This is a genomic window from Galbibacter sp. PAP.153, from assembly GCF_037029175.1.
Taxonomy (GTDB): Bacteria; Bacteroidota; Bacteroidia; order Flavobacteriales; family Flavobacteriaceae; genus Galbibacter; species Galbibacter pacificus.
The window spans coordinates 82,406-102,655 of record NZ_JAZEUN010000001.1; the positions used below are offsets into that span (position 1 = coordinate 82,406).

Genomic DNA, 20,250 nt, shown 5'->3' on the forward strand with positions numbered 1-20,250 from the left:
ATGAAACATCCGCCTTTTGGTGTGAAAAATCTACTTAAACTAACTCAATTATTATAAAATTAATATCCCGGGTTTTGTTTTAGGTTTGAATTGGTATTTAATTCTTCCAGACCTATAGGAAAAATAATGGTATGATCGCCTTGCGGTGTATGGTTGTACCAGTTCTTGGTTTGAAATACCCCAAAACGGATTAAGTCGGTTCTTCGGTGTGCCTCGGCAGCAAATTCCCAGCCCAGCTCATCTAGAAAACGACCGTATTGCACCGGCGATTGATTGCCCGGGGCATCAATGCTTCCATCTTCTGCCAAGGTTCCGTATTCTACGGTAGTATCTCCTTCCAGTTCTGCCCCGGTTACAGTGGCATCTGCCGGACTGTTGAAAGAACGCATACGTACATCTGTTACAATTTGAGCAGCTGCGCCACTTTGTCCGGTTCTCAACAAACTTTCGGCTTTCATCATTAATACTTCGGTGTAACGTAAAAAAGGAAAGTCATTATTAAGTGCGCCTGTGGCTCCCGGTTCAATTTCGTATTTGCCACAACGGAAACCATCGGTAAAATCGCAATTGAATATACTAGGCATTTCCTTCACCAAGGTCATAACCACGCTACCATCTGTAGCGTTTAGCTGATCGCCCATAAGCCAAGTGTCTGCCAATCTGTTATCGGTAGCTTCATAACTATCAATAAATTGCGGGTTACAACTGGAGCCGCCCCATGGTTGGGCTTCCATATCGAACACCAAACGATGATCTGGCAACAGCATCTTCATATGTGCACTCCATTCCTGCGCATATATTTGATCGTAAGGAACTGCAAAAACCATTTCGGGGTTTCCTTCATTTTGGGCACTAAATATATCTCGGTAATTATCTGAAAGTGTGAATTCCTGACTGTTAATTATTTCATTACAGGCTGCAATACATTTTTCCCATTGCGGCGTTCCGGTATAGACTTCGGCATTTAAATATACTTTTGCCAACACGTGATAAGCCGCCCATTTTGTCATACGTCCATATGTAGACCCGTCAACGGTTTCTGTTAACGAAGGAATGATTTCTGTTAGCTCGGATACAATAAAATCGTACACTTCCTGACGTGTGTTCTGTGTTGGAATTTCGTCGCTATAACTAGCAATAATGGGCACGTTGCCATGAGTATCTATCAACATAGAATAATACAAAGCCCTTAAAGCCCTCATTTCTGCAATAATGCTAGCTGCCTGTTCTTCTGAAACGGGCAGGTTTCCAGATTCTATCTGTAAAATTACCCTATTGGCACTATTGATACCATTAAAACAAGTAATCCATGTATTTCTGGGCTGCCATTGGGTATTGTCCCATTGATGGAAGTGCATACGTTTATACGTTCCGCCATCGTCCCAACCGTTGGGTCTTGTGGGAGTTACAATCATATCGGCAGGTTCTTCCTGAACATCAAAATATCCTTGCCAACCCATAATAAATCTTAATGGCGTATAAGCCGAAGCCATTACTGCAACGATATCGGAGTCGGCCGGAACAAAAGAATCTTCGGTAACTTCTGAAAATACTTCTTCATCTAAATTGGTGCACCCTATAGTTGTACAAGAAACGATTAGTGCAAGAGCCAAAAATTTTATGATAGAAGGAGTTAAATAACTTGTTATATTTTTCATCGTTTTAAATTTTATAATGTGAAATTAATTCCTAGTGTAAAGGTTCTTGTAGAAGGATATTTGTCCCGCTCGTCGTTGCCTGGTGCAAGTCCACTCCTATTCACTTCTGGGTCTATCCCCTTGTATTTGGTAAAAGTAGCAAGGTTGAGTCCCGAAAAGTAAATCCGGAAACTATCGGTAAATTTAAGTGCATCCTTTGGCAAGGTATACCCCAGGGTAACATTGTCTATTTTTAAAAAATCGCCGTCTTCCACATAATAGCTTACATACCGCTGTACATCGTTTAAAACAGCTTTTCCGTATACTTCATCAAAAGCAGAATCCAATACATTGTAGCTCACTGTTGGGTTTTCGTAGAACATGCGGGAGAAGTTCAGGATTTGATAATCCATTGCCCCGCGTAAATTAATGTTGAAGTCCCAGTTTTTATACCTTACCGTATTGTTCCAACTGTAATAAGCGGTTGGAAGGCCGTTTCCTAAAACCTGTCTGTCTTCGGTGGTAGCCTCGGTGGCTGGAATAATGTCGCCTTCGGGAGTTTCAATAAGGAAAATTCCATCATCCGTAATATCCACACTTTTTAAACCGAAGAAATTCCCGATAGGCTCTCCTTCTTTTACCCGGTGTGTTTCAATTTGAATGGGCTCCCCGGTATATCCCTCATCAAAGAAATCGTTGGTTAGCTGAAATTCATCATTAGACAACGAAATAACTTCGTTTGTGTTTTTTGAATAAGTAAAATTGGCGGTCCATGTAAAATTTTCCGTTTGGAACGGTATTACGTTGAGCAAAACTTCCAAACCTGAGTTTTCCAGCTCGGCAACATTTGCAGCTATGGTTCCATAAAAATATGGAGGTGTTGGTACGCTATAATCATATAAGGCGCCTTCTGTCCTTCTTTTATAATAATCGATAGCACCGCTTATACGGTTATTTAAAAACCCAAAATCCAACCCGAAGTTGAGTTCTTTTTTCTTTTCCCACCGTAAGTTCGGGTTGGCGTTTCTAGAAGGCACCAACTCACGTATCCAGTTTCCGTTGTTTAAAAAGTAATCGCCATAAGTTAGCCCACTTAAAGATTGGTAATTTTCTCCTGCATTAATCCCGGTAATACCATAACCTGCACGAAGTTTTAAATTGTCTACCCAGTCAACATTTTCCATGAAAGCCTCTTGGTCTATGCGCCATCCGGCAGAAATTCCCGGGAAATTCCCCCATTTATTGTCTTCTCCAAAACGGGAAGAACCTTCGTGGCGTAAACTGGCAAGCAACAAATAACGATCATCATAATTATAAGTTACCCGCCCAAAGAAAGCGATTAATTTATCTGAATATTTATCGCTTCCCATTCCGGCTTCACCGAGTTGCAAGCCTTGTCCGGAACCAATATTGTTATAGGTAAAACCATCGGTTGGGAAACGCCTGTTGGTTGCCCAAAAGCCTTCGGTTACATTATCTTCATAATTGTACCCAGCCAAACCTGTTACGGTATGCTTGCCAAAAGTTTGTTTATAATCGAGCGTTAATTGCCCGTAATTTCCCCTATAATCATTTGTGCCCCTTGATGCAAAACCGTCTTGTGCATATTTTACAGTAGAAACATGGTTTTTGGTTTGATAAAAACCACGGATGTTCGAGTTCCCTTTTCGTGTATAAAGTCCTTTTAAGGTGAGGTTATCATTAAAATCGTAACTCATGCTAAAATCGAAACGTACATTTCTATAACGGTTCTCCCCAATGGTTTCTTCAATATAGCCTACAGGATTATCGTAAAAATAAACATCCCTTTCGTACCAATTTCCATTTTCGTCATAAATTGGTTCGGTGGGATTGCGTATAATGGCCTGTCTGTATATGTAAGGATCGAAACTGGTGCCATCGCCAAGGGCATTGTATACCTGTTCACTGGCGATCATGGCTATATTTGTCTTCAATTTATTATCGAACATGGCATGGTTAACACTAATCCGACCCGTGTATTTCTCTGTTTCAGATTTAAGAAATATTCCTTCCAAATCACGGTAATTTACAGAAGCTGTAATATTGGTAGCATCGTTCCCTCCTCTAAAAATCACGTTATGTACCTGGCTAAGTGCATCTCTGGTAATTTCATCGAGCCAATCAGTATCAGATCCAAAATCTTGCAGGTTTGCCCCCACAAAACTATAGCCTTCGGCATACTTTTGCCGTAATTCATCGGCATCAAGAAAATCCATCTGCCTTGCTATAGTAGACAAAGAAGAATACCCATTGTATTCTATGGTAGGTTTGGCATTGTAATTCCCTTTTTTGGTGGTAATGATAATAACGCCATTGGTTCCCCTTGTACCGTATATTGCAGTAGCAGAACCATCTTTTAAAACATCAATAGATTCTATATCTTCCGGGGCTACAGTGCTTAGGCTCCCAGGAACGCCATCTACCAAAACCAGCGGATCGGTGCCCCCGGTAAGCGATGAAATTCCCCTTAATTTTACCTGAGACCCTTGTGTTGGGTCTCCGGAAGGCGCAGAAATGGTCAAACCGGCAACTTTACCCTGAATAAGTTGTGCGGCATCTTTTACGTTCCCCTGTACAAAATCTTCAGATTTTACCGTTGCAACAGCACTGGTTACATTGGCCTTTTTCTGGGTACCATAACCTATGACCACCACTTCGTCCAGTTCCTGTAAATTTTCTTTTAAAATAATATCGAGTGAAGTTTTATTTCCAATTGAGGCTTCATAAGTTTCAAAACCAATATATGACACCACAATGGTTGAATTGGCAGCACTTACATTTAGTTGAAAATTCCCATCAAAATCGGTTACAACCCCGTTTGAAGTATTTTTTTCTGAAACCGATGCCCCAGCTATGGGAATTCCGTTTTCGTCTCTTACAATTCCCGTTATATTTTGTTGTGAAAAAGAAGAAAATGAGGTCAAAAAGAAAGCCAGTACATAAAGCAATTTGTATTTGTTAAAATTACTTCCATGTATAGCTCCAATGGATGAATTGGTTTGTTCCATAATTAATAATTTTACTGGTTAAATTGTTAGTTTTTAAATAGATAAAACAACCTATGCGATATGCATAAACTGCATTTTTTTATTACGTGTTAGTTTAACACTTGTAAAATTATGACTATAAATGTTAAAGAATATTTAAATATTAGCATATACTAATACTATATTAACTAATATATAAAGAAACATACATAAAACAGAAGAAAATACATTAATCTATAATAAAAACAAGGAATATATCAAAGTAAAAAACAAGCTGATAATATTTCATTAGTTTTGGTTAATATCGACCGTGTTTTATATAAACCCAAACATTATATTTACAATTTCCGGCACACTTAAACCAATTTACATTAAATGAAGAAACCTTATTACCTCCTGATATTCCTTACAATTATTGCAAATAATTTAAGCGCTCAAAAAGGCAATATCTTAATTAATTATACGGTATCCATAATAAACCCGGAGCATCATACATTCCAAATGGAACTTGAGCTAAAGGATTTTGCCAAAGATACCATACAACTTAAAATACCAAATTGGACACCGGGTTATTATCAATTTAAAGATTACGCATCGACCATAGAAAACATAAGTGCGGAGCGTAAAGATGGAACTGCCATTGTAGTTGAAAAAATCAACAAAAATACTTGGCAGGTCATTAAAAAAGTACAGGATGCTGTTTCTATAAAGTACAGTATAAAAGCCGAAAAACAGTTTGTTGCCGATAGCTTTATGGATACTACGCATGCATATATAGTACCTGCAAACAATTTTTTGTATCCCGAAGGCTATTTAAACAATGAAGTACAAATAAATATCAACCGTGGAGACCCTATAAAATGGCAAAACATTGCTACGGGCCTTACATTGGTAAACTCTAAAACAAGCATATACCGCGCAAAAAATTTCGATTTTTTATATGATTGCCCAATTTTAATTGGTAATCTAGACGAGTTGCCTTCATTTAAAGTAAAAGGAGTTCCCCATAAATTTATAGGTTATAAACTTGGCGATTTTGATGGTGCAGGTTTGATGAACAGGCTACAAAAAATAATTGAAGCTGCCGTGGACATTTTTGATGATATTCCGTACAATCAATATACTTTTATCGGGATTGGGCCCGGTCGGGGTGGAATAGAGCACTTAAACACTACTACTGTAAGTTTTGACGGAAACCAGCTTACATCGGAAGAAAGCATTAACCGTACCTTAAATTTCTTGGCACATGAATATTTCCACCATTACAATGCAAAAAGAATTAGACCATTCGAACTGGGCCCGTTTGATTACGAAAATGGCAGTAAAACAAACCAGTTATGGATAGCCGAAGGCTTGACCGTTTACTATGAATATATAATATCGAAAAAATCGGGAATTATAGATAAACAAATATTTTTCAACGACTTAGAATCACATATCAATGCAGTGGAAAGTAATCCCGGACGGAAACATCAATCTTTGGCTCAGGCCAGTTTTAATACATGGAAAGATGGCCCATTTGGAAACTTAAAAGATGAAAAAGGTAAAACCATTTCTTATTACGACAAAGGCCCCATTGTTGGGCTTTTCTTGGACTTTGCAATTAGAAACGCTACCCATAACGAGAAATCCCTTAACGATGTAATGAAAACATTGTATTGGAAATACTACAAAGAACTTAATAGGGGCTTTACCGAAGCAGAATTTCAAACTGTATGCGAAACCATTGCCGGGGTCTCACTAGCAAAAGAATTTGAATATGTTTATACCACCAAGGAATTGGACTACAACAAATATTTAAACTATGCCGGTCTAAAAATTGAAAAATCCAGTGATGCAAATGGTAAGGTCTCACTTTATAGAATCATGGAAATAAAACAACCGTCAGCGCTTCAGAAAAAAATACAAGGTGCATGGTTGCAACAATAACCATACACCTTCTGTTTTGTCTATTTTTATACCGAAAACCAATTATTCAGGCGAGATAATCCCTATCCAACCACCCCCAGAATGCATGGAAATATCCAATTCGTCGGTTGATGAGATTATTTGTTTTTTAACCGAATAGTCTTTGGCAACTTTATCAGAATTTATGCCATCTTCAAACCAAACAATGTTGTATTTCCTTTTTGAATCTAAAAAAGACATGTCTATTTTAAAGTCGCGCGGGGTTTCATCTGTTAGTCCGGCCACATACCATATGTCTTTGTTCTTTCTGGCCAAGACCAAATAGTCCGAAATTTTTGCTTCGATCACCTTTGTATCTTCCCATGTGGTTGGTATTTTGGAAATAAACCCGGTACTTTCTGGATTGTTGTAATAATTAGATGGGCTGTCTGCCAACATTTGCAAAGGGGCCTCGAACATTATGTACAAGGCCATTTGGTGGGCACGGGTGCCCAATGTCATTGGCCTGTTAAAGCGAACGGCATAATTATCTTCATGTGCATTGTCCATACCTCCTGGCGTATAATCCATTACCCCGGCTGTCATTCTTGTAAAGGGAAGGGTTAGGTCGTGCTCGGGAGTAATTTTATCGGTCCACTTATTATTTTCCAATCCTTTTACAGCTTCATAATTAATGATGTTCGGGTAAGCCCTGCGCATGCCCGATGGCTTCATTCCTCCATGATAATCTACTAGTAAACGGTGCTCGGCAGCCGTTTTGGCCAAACGCTCGTAAAAATTGGTCACGTATTGGTCGGCTCTTTGTATAAAATCGACCTTTACCCCTTTTATCCCCCATTTTTCGTATTGGGTTAAAAGGACTTCCATATTGCTGTCTAAAGGCCGCCATAGACTCCAAAGTATAATGCCCACATTTTTTTCCTTGGCATAAGCCGTTAAAGATTCCATGTCTATATCCGGGTTGGGCTCCATTACGTTTAGAGTAGATTTAGACCATCCTTCGTCCAATATTATGTACTCCAAACCAAATTCAGCTGCAAAATCTATGTAATATTTATAGGTCTGTGTATTTAAACCACTTTTAAAGGGCACATTGTAAACATTGTTTGCATTCCACCAGTCCCATGCTACTTTTCCGGGTTTTATCCATGAAGTATCTTTTATTTTTAAAGGTGATGCCAACTGGTAGACCAAATTGTTTTCTACTATTTGCTTATCGTTTTCCGAAATCATAAACAAACGCCAAGGAAAAGTCCTGGCCCCGGAAGTTTTTGCAATATATGGAGCCGCTTCTTTTATTTTTTCCAACCGGTCCTGATCTTCTTTTAATGGTTCGGTGCTTAAAACATAGTTGGGAAACAAGCTTTTAAATCCTTTGTCTGATTTTTCTAAAAACAGGTTTGGGTAATCGTATAAATCTGCCTCTGTTATGGAGACACTCTCGCCCCGTTTATTGGTGAAAAGTGTTGGTAGTGCCGCAATTGTTTTAGGTTTTATTTCAGAAACTTGTGTTTTTGTGTAGTAATTTTCAAAATGCGAAATCAATTGTTTTTCTTCAGGCAAATAGCATTGATAATCTGACGGGAAAGAAACATCCATGCCTTCGTCCATTACTTCATCATTGCCTTTAAGCTTGGAAACAAAACGGTATGCTACACCATTGTTGTATGCCCGGACCTCAAAATTAAAATCATCATAATTTAAGGTAAGTAAGTTATAATGATCCGTAATCCTGCTGGATTTGGTAGGCACAATGGCAGTAATTTCATTGCTGATTTCTTCAACGGTACTATCGTTAGGCTCTTTACCCTGTCCAAAAGTTTTTCCGGAAGCGAAATCCATTTTCGGACTAATATTTTCGACTAAAACATTTCCGTTAAGGTAAATCTTTAAATTAAGGCCTTTCTCGTGTGTTACAGCTACTTTAATGTGGGTGTTTGGGGAACTGAGGTTCTGCTGGGCAGCGATTGAACCTATAAAAAGCCACCCAAAAAGGCAGCATAAAAGTGTTTTCATTATAATTATAAGTTTTAAGTGTGGTTATTGGCTGGCTAAATTTATTAATTTTAAAATTAAACATTCAATATTTGCATTGGTTTATATTTTTCATAACATGCCTCATGCTATACCCCACGACAAAAAATTGTTGATTATCAGTTTATTAAATATTTTGAAAATATTTTAATAAGCTACATAATCTGTACGCACAAAAAAAGGCAACCCTTAAGTTGCCTCTTTTAATAATTGTTTTTTAATAAATTAGTTTGTTAAATCAAAGCGGTCAAGGTTCATAACCTTGTTCCAAACAGCTACAAAATCGTTTACAAACTCTTTTTTGGCATCCGAACTTCCATAAACTTCGGCCAAGGCACGAAATTCGGAATTAGAACCAAAAATCAGGTCGGCCCGTGTAGCAGTCCATTTTAATTCCCCCGTTTTTCGGTCGCGTCCTTCAAACACTTCTTCATTATCTTCCGAAATTTTCTCCCAAACCGTACCCATATCTAGCAGATTTACAAAAAAATCGTTTGTCAATGCTCCCGGACGTTGGGTAAACACACCGTGCTTAGAATGGTCAAAATTAGTATCGAGAACCCTCATTCCGGCAAGTAAAACCGTAGCTTCTGGAGCTGATAAAGTTAAAAGCTGAGCCTTGTCTACCAACAATTCTTCTGTTGATACTGAAAATTTAGTCCTGCGGTAATTACGAAAAGCATCTGCATAAGGTTCCAGATATTCAAAAGCTTCTACGTCTGTCTGTTCTTGTGATGCATCCATACGCCCCGGCGTAAATGGTACGGTAACATCGTGCCCGCCATTTGCGACAGCCTGCTCCACTCCTACGCATCCTGCCAGGACAATAAGATCGGCCAAAGATATTTTTTTGTCTCCGCTATTAAATTCTTTCTGAATTTTCTCGAGTTCTCCCAACACTTTGGCCAATTGCGATGGATTGTTAACTTCCCAATCTTTTTGAGGCATTAAACGTATACGCGCACCGTTTGCACCACCGCGCTTGTCGGAACCACGAAAAGTAGAAGCCGATGCCCATGCGGTAGACACCAATTGTGGAACGGTTAATCCCGTGGCTAGTATTTTAGTTTTTAAAGCGGCTATGTCAAGGTCGTTTACCAATTTATGGTCAACTTCGGGAATTGGGTCTTGCCATAAAAGTTCTTCAGTAGGCACTTCCGGGCCAAGGTATCTTGCTTTTGGCCCCATGTCTCGGTGCGTTAATTTATACCATGCGCGGGCAAAAGCATCGGCAAACTCGTCTGGATTTTCATAAAATCGTCTGGATATCTTTTCGTATTCTGGATCAAACCGTAACGACAAGTCGGTAGTCAACATGGTAGGCAAGTGTTTTTTTGTTGAATCGAAGGCATCGGGTATTATAGCCTCTGCATCCTTGGCAACCCATTGTTTGGCTCCGGCCGGGCTTTTTGTTAATTCCCATTCGTAACCAAAAAGGTTTTCAAAAAAATTATTGCTCCATTTGGTCGGGGTTTTTGTCCAGGTCACTTCGGGGCCTCCGGTAATGGCATGAGCACCAACCCCGGTCTCAAAACTGTTTTTCCATCCAAATCCCTGAGCTTCAATAGGGGCCGCTTCCGGTTCGGCACCCACATAATCGGCAGGGCTTGCAGCACCGTGGGTCTTTCCAAAAGAGTGCCCTCCAGCAATTAATGCTACGGTTTCTTCATCGTTCATTGCCATCCGTTTAAATGTTTCTCGAATATCTTTTGCTGCCGATACTGGATCTCCATTTCCATTAGGTCCTTCTGGATCTACATAAATTAACCCCATAACCACGGCCGCAAGCGGGTCTTCTAAATCCCTTTCACCAGAATAACGTTTATCTTCGAGCCACGTTGTTTCAGACCCCCAATATACATCTTCATTTGGTTCCCACACATCCATACGGCCTCCGGCATAACCAAAAGTTTTGAATCCCATGGATTCTAAAGCAACGTTTCCGGCCAGCACCATCAAGTCTGCCCAAGAAATCTTTTTACCGTACTTTTGTTTAATTGGCCAAAGCAAACGTCGTGCTTTATCAAGACTGGCATTATCGGGCCAGCTGTTTAACGGGGCATAGCGTTGTTGTCCAGAGCCTGCGCCTCCTCGGCCGTCACCAATTCTATAAGTCCCCGCACTATGCCATGCCATACGAATGAACAAGCCTCCGTAATGGCCAAAATCAGCAGGCCACCAATCTTGGGAGTCTGTCATTAAATCATTTAAATCTTTCTTTAGGGCCTTGAAGTCAAGTTTAGCAAACTCTTTTGCGTAATCAAAATCGTCTCCCATTGGATTTGATAGCGGAGAATGTTGTCGCAATACATTCAATCTTAATCTATTGGGCCACCAATCTTTATTGCTTGTTCCTCCACCGGCAGAAAATTTTGGAGCACTGCCCAAAAAAGGACATTTACCTTCGCTTTTTGAACCATGGGATAAGTTATTCCCGGATGTTTTGTTTTCCATTTTAAAGATTTAGATTTTAGAATTTATAATACTTTAAACATAAAGATACATAATGCTATCCTATAGGTTGGTTAGTTTTCGATAGATTAAAATTATAGCATAATAATTATTATTTTTTTTAACCCAGTATAATTTACGGAATAATTATCAAGCTACAAAAATCAATTATCACCATATATTTATTTATTCGTAAACTAAAAATATCTTCATGTTTCTTTTCAGTAATTTATGCTATTCCGTTTATATTTGCTCATTCGTTCATACTTAAAAACAACGTGGCAAAAAAGAAGAAAAGTTTATTTAGAAAATTTAATGACCAGATACATCTTTGGCTTGGGCTAATTTCTGGTATTGTAGTTTTTATGTCTTTGAAAGGGAAATAAAAGATGCTATGAAACCTTGGCGGACCGTAAAAGCTCAAAATAAGCCTTTTGTGCCCCCAAGCTTATTAGTTGGATACTGCCAAAATATACATACCGCACATAAAACCTACTGGCTTGACCTACGGCAGCAAAAAAGGAGCAGCAGCTGTTGGTTACAGTTATTTTAAAGATGACAAACAATACTTCTCGGTAGTATTTTTAAATCCATATACAGGAGCCTTTATAAAAAAGCAACAGCCTATTGGCGGGAATGAATTTAATTTTTTTCAATTTATTATTGACGGTCATCGTTCTTTATGGTTGCCATATACTATTGGAAGGCCCATTGTTGGCATTTGTACATTGATATTTATAATTCTTCTATTTACCGGATTAATAATGTGGTGGCCAAAAAAGTGGAACAAAACTAATTTGAATAACAGTTTTAAGGTAAAATGGAACGCTAAATTTAAACAACTTAATTACGACTTGCACAATGTTGTGGGATTCTATGCCCTTGTTTTTTCCTTTATATTGGCAGTAACCGGTTTGGTATGGAGTTTTGATCGTCGAAATTAACTTCCGGCGAACCGCTCAGCATTTGCTCACCGGTTATTCCGGCACCCTGAATACGGATCTGGACCTTGCTTAATTCGCTGGTTTGAAGCACAATATTTGAAACTTCACTGCTAAACGTAATCTCGACTATATCACCATTAAGGGTTGGCTGTGTATTTATACTAATTGATTCCCCTGTTGACGCAGGGGTATAGTAAGTATCGTCTACAAAAAGGCAATTTTCGGGAGAAGTACCACTATTAATGACCGAAAAGTACATATTATCGCTGCTTTCTGAAAACGTATAGGTTTTTCCATCAGGCATTTGCCCTTGTACCGAGGTCGTCCCGGGATAATTTGTGCCAAGGTTTGAACCCGTAATAACGGAATATCCTTCTGTACACTGCAAATTGTAGTTATAGTTTAGAAACGACCATACATAAGGATTTTCACCTGCTTCGAGCTCCCAATCACCATCCTTTCCGGTAAGGTTTATAGAGGCTGCCACAGAAACATTGAGCTTATTTTCAAGGTATTTTAAGGCTTCTCTTCCTTTAGGCCCTTTGGCAAATTCGCAACCGTAAATATTGATGTATTTTATAGTTGAACTGGCTTGTTCTATCTTTGGTTGTAAAAATTTTACAATTTCTTTTGGGCCTAGCCATTTTCCATCAATAAAAAGCTCGCCTGATTTTCCATGAGAAAATAGGTGGTAAACCGAACTATCCATATTATGCGTTACGGCCGCATGGAAAATTTCTTGATCTTGAACGGCCATATCTACATATACATTTTGTATTGCATTTGGGCATATGGGTTTACTCATATTCCCTTTTACGACAAATGGAAATATATAAAAAAAGAAAAGGTTGGGGAGAAGGTACATGAGTAATTTTATGTTCATCAAATTGCTTTTAGATTAAACAATAAGAAATGACTTCTCTTTTTCTTTCTATTAATATGTTTGTTTGGGAGGGATGTACTTACATTGCCATAAAAAAATGACATTCTGTAAAAAGATACATAAATATAAGAATTTTTTCCTTGCATTATCTATTTTATTAAAAGCCCAAAATTAGAACGGCTTCTAATTAGATAACATGACATTTGTCATATATTAAAAACAAAGAAAGTATACTGAAGGGAAACAAAAGGTATTAATTGTCTTTATTACAATCTTCACAAATCCCTTTTGCCATAAGACTTAACTCCAATACTTTATAATTATTTGGAAGAGCTACTTTTGGTATTTTATGGTCGGTTAGGCAAAAAGTTTTTTGGCATGAGGTACAATAAAAATGTAAATGCATATCGCTATGGTGCTCATCGTCGCAATCATTATCGCACAATGCATATTTAACAATCCCACTCCCTTCTTCAATGGCATGGACAACGCCTTTTTTCTCAAAGGTCTTTACGGTCCTGTATATTGTGGTCCTGTCTACCGGAATGGAAAGGGACTCATCGGTAAGAAAAGCTGTTTCAATATCGGTCAGGGAGATAGCCTGCTGTTTCTCTTGCAATAAATTATAGACCAACAACCGCATGGCTGTTGGTCTAATTTTTTTGTTTTTTAATTTATCTTCAATATTCGCTGTATCCATATTTTATCATTAATGGCTATGAGAGGTACTCCCCTTTTTCATTTCTGCAATCAAGTCAAAAGCCCTATTGTAGCTAAATTTTGTTCCGCCGGGTATGGAGTCTGCCAAATGTATTTCGGTCCATCCGTCAAACGATATTCCTGTTTCTACTTCCACGGGAGTGAACTTCCATATTTCCTTGCCGTTCTCTTCGGCCTTTTCACCCATAAAGATAATGGATTTATTCTCATTTTCTACAATAGCGGCCTCGGGAAGTGCATAGGCTGTTTCTTCACCGGTTTGTATGCGTCCGTTTATGTACATCCCCGGTATTAGGTTTTCGCCTTTGTTTTCAATCTCTGCATGTACGTGCACTGCCTTGGGTGATGTTTCAAATTGTTTTCCAATGGAGCGTATTTCACCTTTTAAGTGTTTTCCGGGAATGGACTGCACCGTAAAATCAATTGGCTGGCCTTCTTTAACCTGAAATACATCTTTTTCAAAAACCATTAAATCGGCATGCACATGGTCGTTATCTACTATAGAAAACAGTTCGTCTTGCGGATTTACATATTGGCCTAAATTTATGCCAACCTTTTCTACATACCCCTTGATTGGTGCTACAATGGAAACTGCATCAACAATGGTCACGTTTTTTATTTTATCGGGAGAAACGTTTAAATGGCGTAGTTGCGACTCGTACCCTTTTGATAGTCCAAGTGCCGATTGATAAGCCGCCTGGCTTCTTTGTATTTCCTTGCCGGAGCTCACACCTGCATCATAAAGCCGCTTTTGCCGATCGTATTCCTGTTCCTTAAAAACCATATCGTTATATGCTTCTATATATGCCGTTTGCAAATTGGTAATATTGGGGTGAGAAACCCAAGCCAATACCTGCCCCTTTTCAACTTGGTCGCCTTCTATTACATTAATACGTTGCACGTTTACGCCCAAAGAAGCGGTTACCGTTGCCTCATATTGGGGCGGTACTTCCAGTTTTCCGTTAGCTTCAACATATTTTGGGATAGGACGTTTTTCCAAGCTCCCAAGCTCAATTTCGAGTTGGGCAATTTGTTCTTTGGAGAGTTCAAGCACATTTTCTTCTTCATGCCCTCCCCCTACTTCATAGGCTTCTTCTTCTTGATGGCTTTCTTCGGTTTTTTCCTTATTTCCGCATGACGTAAAAAAGGCTAAAAACAATGCTGCACCTATTACTATATATCTATTATTTTTCATCTGTTTATCTTTATTTTTATTCTGAATCTTTTAAATAGTACTCCAATTGACTTTTACTTGAAAGGTAATTTCCAAAAACGTTCCAAGAATCCACTTCAATTTTAATGGCATCGCGTATATTCTGAAGAAAACTTACATAATCGGCAGCACCTTCCCTATACGAAACAATGCTTCCCTTTTGTTGTTCCTTGGCCAAGGGCAATGCGGTATCTTTATAATAAAACCAGGTTTCCTGCCATTTTAGGTATTCTTGTAGCACACTTTGGTATTGGGTAGTGAGTTCCAATTTATTTTGAAGGAGTTTTTGGCGGGCAATATCTTCTTGAATTGCGGCCTGTTGCCTTTTCCCGTACACTGCCCCCGAAAGCAAAGGAACTTGTAACCCTACCTGAAATTGATAGAATCCCGAGTTTCCCTGAATTTCCTGCCAAGTGTATTGGCCTTGCAATTTTGGCAGAAAAACGGAAGTCTGTACTCCTTTTTGTGCCGATGCAACTGCTACTTCCTTGGTCGATGCTTCCATTACGGGATGCGCATCCAACGAAATCTGCATGTTTGGCAATGGTATGCTAAGCGACTCGGGAACGTCGTCTGGAACTGTATACAGCGTATCGCTTACCAACCACATATTTAATCGTTTAAGCGAAATAACATAATCCCTATATGCTTTTTTCAACTCCAATTGTACCTGATTGGACTGGTTGGAAGTAGCTAAAAATTCCAATTTTGAGGTCGCCTCTACTTCATAGCGTAACTTGGCTGCATTTTGAATGTTAGAGAATACAGAATCAAGGCCTTTGTATACCCTCAATATTTGCTTTTTAACCAACACATCTGCCCAAGCCAGACTTGCTTCGCGCTCTATTTGGGCTTTGTTGAGCTCAAGTTGGGCCTCTGCCAATTGCACCTTCTCTTTTTGCAGTTTCATTTTTGAAGGAATCCCTAATAGGTCTATATTGCTCTGCTGTATCCCGACCTTATTGAAAACTCCATCAGAATTGTTACCGACTTCTTCCTTGCCCGTAAATACCTGCGTGTCGCCAAAATCGAAAGCACTTTTTTTCATTACCTGTTCGCTTTTTACTTGCAATTCGGCAGCCTTTAATTGCGGGTAATTTTCAATGGCCATTGTCTGTGCTTTTTCCATGCTGATTGTTGGCAACGATTGTAATTCTTGAGCATTTCCTACAGAAACCACAGCCAATAAAACCACGAACAGTGCTGGTTTTATTAATTTATTCCTTTTCCACATATTTTTTAGCGATTTTTCTTCCATAAGCATGTAAAGCCCCGGTAAAACAAAAAGCGTTAGTATGGTTGCAGAAATCATCCCGCCAATAACTACAGTGGCCAACGGGCGTTGCACTTCTGCCCCAGCCGATACCGAAAAGGTCATTGGCAAAAAACCAAAAATATCGGTGGTTGCCGTAAGGAAAATAGGCCGGATACGTTCTTTGGTGCCTCTTTTTATAATATTGAGTATGTTATCTTCACCTTCGGCTTTTAAATCGTTAAAACGGTTGATTAACACCAGTCCGTTTAGTACCGCCACGCCAAACAACACAATAAACCCTACTCCGGCAGAAATGCTAAAGGGCATTCCACGCAACCACAAAGCCCAGACCCCACCAATGGCAGCCAAAGGAATAGCGGCATAAATCATTAAGGTTTGGCTAAACGATTGAAGTGCAAAATACAGCAAAATAAAAATGAGCGTTAGTGCAATGGGCACAACAATCAATAACCTGTTTTTGGCACTTTGAAGATTTTCAAACTCCCCGCCGTATGTTACGTAATAGCCGGGCGATAAATCGAGTTCGTTTTCCAGTTTTTCCTGAATATCCTTTACAACCGACTCTACATCCCTGCCACGAACGTTTACGCCCACATAGGTACGCCTAAAAGTATTTTCCCGGGAAATCTGCATCGGCCCGGGCAGGTAACTTATATTGGCAACTTCGTCAAGGTGGATTTGTGTTCCGTTGGGTAAATCGATGTATAGGTTTTCTATGTCTTTAATTCCCTGCTTTTGTTTTTCGGCCAAACGGACCACCAAATCGAACCGTTTTTCACCCTCAAAAACTTTCCCGGCCACGCCTCCGGCAAAAGCAGTGCTTATATAATTGTTTACCTTTTCAATGCTTAAGCCATATTGCGCAATTTTTTTCCTGTCGTATTGTACGGTTATTTGTGGCAGTCCCGAAATACGTTCGGCACTTGCATCTCCAACGCCGGGAATTGTTTTTATAAGTGCCTCCATTTTTTCGGCTTTTTCAGAAAGCACCTGTAAATCTTCACCATACAATTTAACGGCTATGTCTTCGCGTACCCCGGTTACCAGTTCGTTAAACCTCAATTCCACCGGTTGGCTAAAAATAAGGTTCACCCCAACCAGAACCGAGAGTTTTTCTTTCATTTTCTCGATAAGTTCTTCCTTGGACGTAGCCGAAGTCCATGTGTCCCTGTTCTTGTTCAAAATAATGTACATATCGGCTATATCCATGGGCATGGGATCGGTGGGAATATCGGCAACCCCGATACGGGCCACCACGGTTTTTACCTCGGGAAAATTCTCTAAAAGTATTTTTTCTATCTTTTGAGAAACATCTACAGATTCGCTCAATGCACTTCCAGGGCGCACCAATGCCTGCATGGCAATATCGCCTTCATCGAGTTGGGGGATAAACTCGCCTCCCATCCGGGAAAATAGCACCCCGCTCATCAACATCAATAAAAGACTTACACCAACAACAGCTGTCTTGCGTTTCAACACCCATATTAAAATTGGCTCGTACACTTTTTGGATGCGCCCAAAAATACGGTCGCTAAACCTTTCCAAAGCCATTTCCATTTTTGCCCAACGGCTGTTTTCGTTTCGCGAAGATTTCATAAAAAGCGAAGCCATCATGGGAACATAGGTTAAACACAGCACAATGGCACCAATCATGGCAAAACCAAAGGTATATGCCATTGGTTTAAACATTTTTCCTTCAACTCCGGTAAGAAAAAGTATGGGCGTGAATACAATTAAAATAATCAACTGACCGAAAAAAGCCGAGTTCATCATTTGGCTTCCTGCGGTATAAGTGAGCTCGTCCATTGTTTTTTGACCGATCAACATTTTATTCTTTTTCAGTTTTTGCTGAATCTGAAAAACGGTGCCTTCAATAATAATTACAGCTCCGTCCACGATAATACCAAAGTCGATGGCGCCCAAGCTCATTAAATTTGCCCATACGTTGAACTGCTTCATCAAAATAAAAGCGAACAAAAGCGATAACGGAATGGTAGTAGCAGTAATAAGCCCGCCACGGAAGCTTCCCAACAAAATTACCAGGGCAAAAATTACAATCAATGCTCCTTCCAAGAGGTTTTGCTTTACGGTATCGGTCGTTCGGGCAATAAGCTCGCTCCGGTCCAAAAAGGGTCTAATCTCGATTCCTTCGGGAAGCGATTTTTGTATTTCCTTCATACGTTCCTGAACGTTCGTAATTACTTTACTGGGGTTGGACCCTCGCAACATGAGCACCATGCCGCCAACAGCTTCCTTTCCATCCTGAGTAAAAGCACCGTAACGAACTTGTTTGCCATACGCTACATTTTCTGCAACGTCTTTAACAAGCACCGGAACACCATTAACGTTTTTAATAACAATATTTTTAATATCGTCTAAAGAGGCTATCAAGCCATCGCCACGAATAAAGTTGGCCATCCTGTTTTTTTCAATATAAGCGCCTCCTGTATTGATGTTATTTTGCTCCAAAGCTTCGAATACTTCAGAAATGGTTACTCCATTGGCATTTAGCCTATCAGAATCTATGGAAACTTCATATTGTTTAACATGCCCCCAAAGGCATTTACCTCAATAACGCCTTCGGTAAGTGCCAATTGACGTTTTACGATCCAATCCTGAATGGTACGTAAATCTGTAGGCGAATATTTATTTTCATATCCGGACTCGGTCTCCAGCGTATATTGATATATTTCTCCCAGACCGGTAGTAATAGGGCCCATGCTAGGTTTCCCAAAAGATTCGGGCAGGGTTGCGCTTACCTCGTTAAGTTTTTCTTGTACCAGTTGGCGCGGCAAATAGGTGCCCACATTGTCTTCAAAAACAACTGTGACCACCGATAGACCAAAACGCGAAATAGAGCGGATTTCCTTGACATCGGGTAAATTGGACATGGCCAGTTCTACCGGGTAGGTAATAAACTGTTCCATATCTTCTGTGGCAAGGTTTTGCGATACGGTAATAACCTGTACCTGATTGTTGGTAATATCTGGGACCGACCCCAGATTAATAGTTGTCATGGACCATAACCCTATGCCAATTATAGCCACGGTGAGCAAACCTATAATAAGTTTGTTCTTAATGGAAAAGAAAATGATTTTATTAATCATAACATAATTCAAAAAAATTAAACACATGCATATACCTGTTCAAGGAACAAGTATTTAACTATTATCTGTATTTTGAATTATACTCTGGGGGGTTGTAAAATATCTATCGGAAAATCATCGTCTACTTGTAAATAATGAAATTCTATTTTTGATGAAATTTCCGTTGTTGACAAGTAATATTTTTCTGAAGTATTTTGAACTATATGTACATGGCAACAGTGACATTGGCAAAAAGGAGAACATAAATCTGCATCGGCATGGTCTGCACAGGAATCGGCAGCAACCATTTCATGCGTTGTTTTGTTAGTTGGCTCAACCCGGTCGTTACAGACCATAAAATTGAGTGCCAAAAAATAAAAAGATAGTATGTAAATAATCCATTTCACAAAACAAAAATACAATAATTAACATGCAATGCCATTGCATTTTTGAGTTTTTAATTTCAATTTTGGTCTTTTGAGAAATAGTAAATTTGTACATCTCAACTCGTTAATTATTCTCTAAAAAAACATCATATATGTAATTTTTATTATTTTTGCATTTGGAATGAAAACCGTTTTGCAAAATATAGCAACTTGTTTAATGGCACTTGTCGTGCTGTTTTCTACCATGTCTTTTACCATAGATATGCACTATTGTGGAAATAAATTGGTAGATGTAGCTTTATTGAAACCTGCCAAAAACTGTGGTATGGACATGCAAAACGATGCTTCTTCCAGCAATACGCTTACTAAAAGCCACTGTTGTACCGATGAACATTTGGTGGTTGAAGGACAAAAGGAGTTAAAAGTATCTTCTTTTGATAAACTTACCTTCCACCAACAAGTTATCTTGGTATCGTATGTTTTTTCTTCTATAAATCTTTTTGAAGGTTTGGAAGAAAACGTTATCCCGTTTAAAGATTATGCCCCACCACTTCTCGTCTCGGAAATACACTTGGAGAACGAGACTTTTCTTATTTGATATTGAAACAGTTTTAATCAATCTGTATTGAAAGAAATTTCAACACGGAATGAATCGGTTATGTTGCGTTTTAGCAACGTTCAATCTATTATTTAACTGTATTCAA

Annotated in this window: 11 protein-coding genes and 1 pseudogene; 3 read left to right on the forward strand and 9 right to left on the reverse strand. The window is 39.1% G+C overall.

Translation table 11 applies throughout. The annotated features are described in order from the left end of the window. Window positions 1-59: 59 nt before the first annotated feature. Together UXI14_RS00285 and UXI14_RS00290 are read right to left on the reverse strand one after the other, a co-directional pair. A complete protein-coding gene (locus tag UXI14_RS00285) occupies window positions 60-1,658 on the reverse strand; it encodes a RagB/SusD family nutrient uptake outer membrane protein (RefSeq protein WP_335964276.1) in 1,599 nt (532 codons plus the stop codon). A gap of 11 nt (window positions 1,659-1,669) precedes the next feature. Beyond that, a complete protein-coding gene (locus UXI14_RS00290; RefSeq protein WP_335964277.1) occupies window positions 1,670-4,666 on the reverse strand; it encodes a TonB-dependent receptor in 2,997 nt (998 codons plus the stop codon). Window positions 4,667-5,020: 354 nt separating this feature from the next. Between UXI14_RS00290 and UXI14_RS00295 the strand changes: the two genes are divergently transcribed. Then, window positions 5,021-6,574, forward strand: a complete 1,554-nt coding sequence (locus UXI14_RS00295) for a hypothetical protein (RefSeq protein ID WP_335964278.1) — start codon at window positions 5,021-5,023, stop codon at window positions 6,572-6,574. A 42-nt stretch (window positions 6,575-6,616) separates the two neighbouring features. Here the strand turns inward: UXI14_RS00295 and UXI14_RS00300 are convergent, their stop codons facing one another. After that, a complete protein-coding gene (locus tag UXI14_RS00300) occupies window positions 6,617-8,569 on the reverse strand; it encodes a glycoside hydrolase family 97 protein (RefSeq protein WP_335964279.1) in 1,953 nt (650 codons plus the stop codon). A 243-nt stretch (window positions 8,570-8,812) separates the two neighbouring features. After that, the gene (gene katG / locus UXI14_RS00305; protein WP_335964280.1) at window positions 8,813-11,041 is read right to left on the reverse strand and encodes a catalase/peroxidase HPI; all 2,229 of its coding nucleotides are present in this window, start codon (window positions 11,039-11,041) and stop codon (window positions 8,813-8,815) included. Window positions 11,042-11,493: 452 nt separating this feature from the next. Between katG and UXI14_RS00310 the strand changes: the two genes are divergently transcribed. Further along, complete coding sequence (locus UXI14_RS00310; RefSeq protein WP_335964281.1) at window positions 11,494-11,982, forward strand: PepSY-associated TM helix domain-containing protein; 489 nt, start codon at window positions 11,494-11,496, stop codon at window positions 11,980-11,982. On the opposite strand, the gene UXI14_RS00315 is transcribed toward UXI14_RS00310, so the two are convergent. From UXI14_RS00315 to UXI14_RS00335, 5 genes and pseudogenes are all read right to left on the reverse strand, one after another. Continuing rightward, entirely contained in the window at window positions 11,933-12,787 is an 855-nt protein-coding gene (locus UXI14_RS00315; protein WP_335964282.1) for a DUF4347 domain-containing protein, read from the reverse strand. The two genes, UXI14_RS00310 and UXI14_RS00315, sit on opposite strands and share 50 nt — an antisense overlap. A gap of 331 nt (window positions 12,788-13,118) precedes the next feature. Next, the gene (locus UXI14_RS00320; RefSeq protein WP_335964283.1) at window positions 13,119-13,565 is read right to left on the reverse strand and encodes a transcriptional repressor; all 447 of its coding nucleotides are present in this window, start codon (window positions 13,563-13,565) and stop codon (window positions 13,119-13,121) included. Window positions 13,566-13,574: 9 nt separating this feature from the next. Continuing rightward, entirely contained in the window at window positions 13,575-14,780 is a 1,206-nt protein-coding gene (locus UXI14_RS00325) for an efflux RND transporter periplasmic adaptor subunit (RefSeq protein ID WP_335964284.1), read from the reverse strand. Between the two features lie 16 nt (window positions 14,781-14,796). Beyond that, a pseudogene (locus UXI14_RS00330) lies at window positions 14,797-19,181 on the reverse strand (CusA/CzcA family heavy metal efflux RND transporter). Between the two features lie 77 nt (window positions 19,182-19,258). Beyond that, window positions 19,259-19,567 carry a DUF6660 family protein gene (locus UXI14_RS00335; RefSeq protein ID WP_277899015.1) on the reverse strand — a complete coding sequence of 103 codons (309 nt, stop codon included), beginning with the start codon at window positions 19,565-19,567 and terminating at the stop codon, window positions 19,259-19,261. Between the two features lie 160 nt (window positions 19,568-19,727). On the opposite strand from UXI14_RS00335, the gene UXI14_RS00340 reads away from it, so the two are divergent. Next, complete coding sequence (locus UXI14_RS00340) at window positions 19,728-20,144, forward strand: hypothetical protein (protein ID WP_335964285.1); 417 nt, start codon at window positions 19,728-19,730, stop codon at window positions 20,142-20,144. Window positions 20,145-20,250: the final 106 nt, after the last annotated feature.

Coding starts and splice junctions, on each gene's coding strand:
- UXI14_RS00315 (WP_335964282.1), bottom strand. CDS start 12,787: ATGAGTAAACCCATATGCCCAAATGCAATACAAAATGTATATGTAGAT.
- UXI14_RS00320 (WP_335964283.1), bottom strand. CDS start 13,565: ATGGATACAGCGAATATTGAAGATAAATTAAAAAACAAAAAAATTAGA.
- UXI14_RS00340 (WP_335964285.1), top strand. CDS start 19,728: ATGAAAACCGTTTTGCAAAATATAGCAACTTGTTTAATGGCACTTGTC.
- UXI14_RS00325 (WP_335964284.1), bottom strand. CDS start 14,780: ATGAAAAATAATAGATATATAGTAATAGGTGCAGCATTGTTTTTAGCC.
- UXI14_RS00295 (WP_335964278.1), top strand. CDS start 5,021: ATGAAGAAACCTTATTACCTCCTGATATTCCTTACAATTATTGCAAAT.
- UXI14_RS00290 (WP_335964277.1), bottom strand. CDS start 4,666: ATGGAACAAACCAATTCATCCATTGGAGCTATACATGGAAGTAATTTT.
- UXI14_RS00285 (WP_335964276.1), bottom strand. CDS start 1,658: ATGAAAAATATAACAAGTTATTTAACTCCTTCTATCATAAAATTTTTG.
- katG (WP_335964280.1), bottom strand. CDS start 11,041: ATGGAAAACAAAACATCCGGGAATAACTTATCCCATGGTTCAAAAAGC.
- UXI14_RS00300 (WP_335964279.1), bottom strand. CDS start 8,569: ATGAAAACACTTTTATGCTGCCTTTTTGGGTGGCTTTTTATAGGTTCA.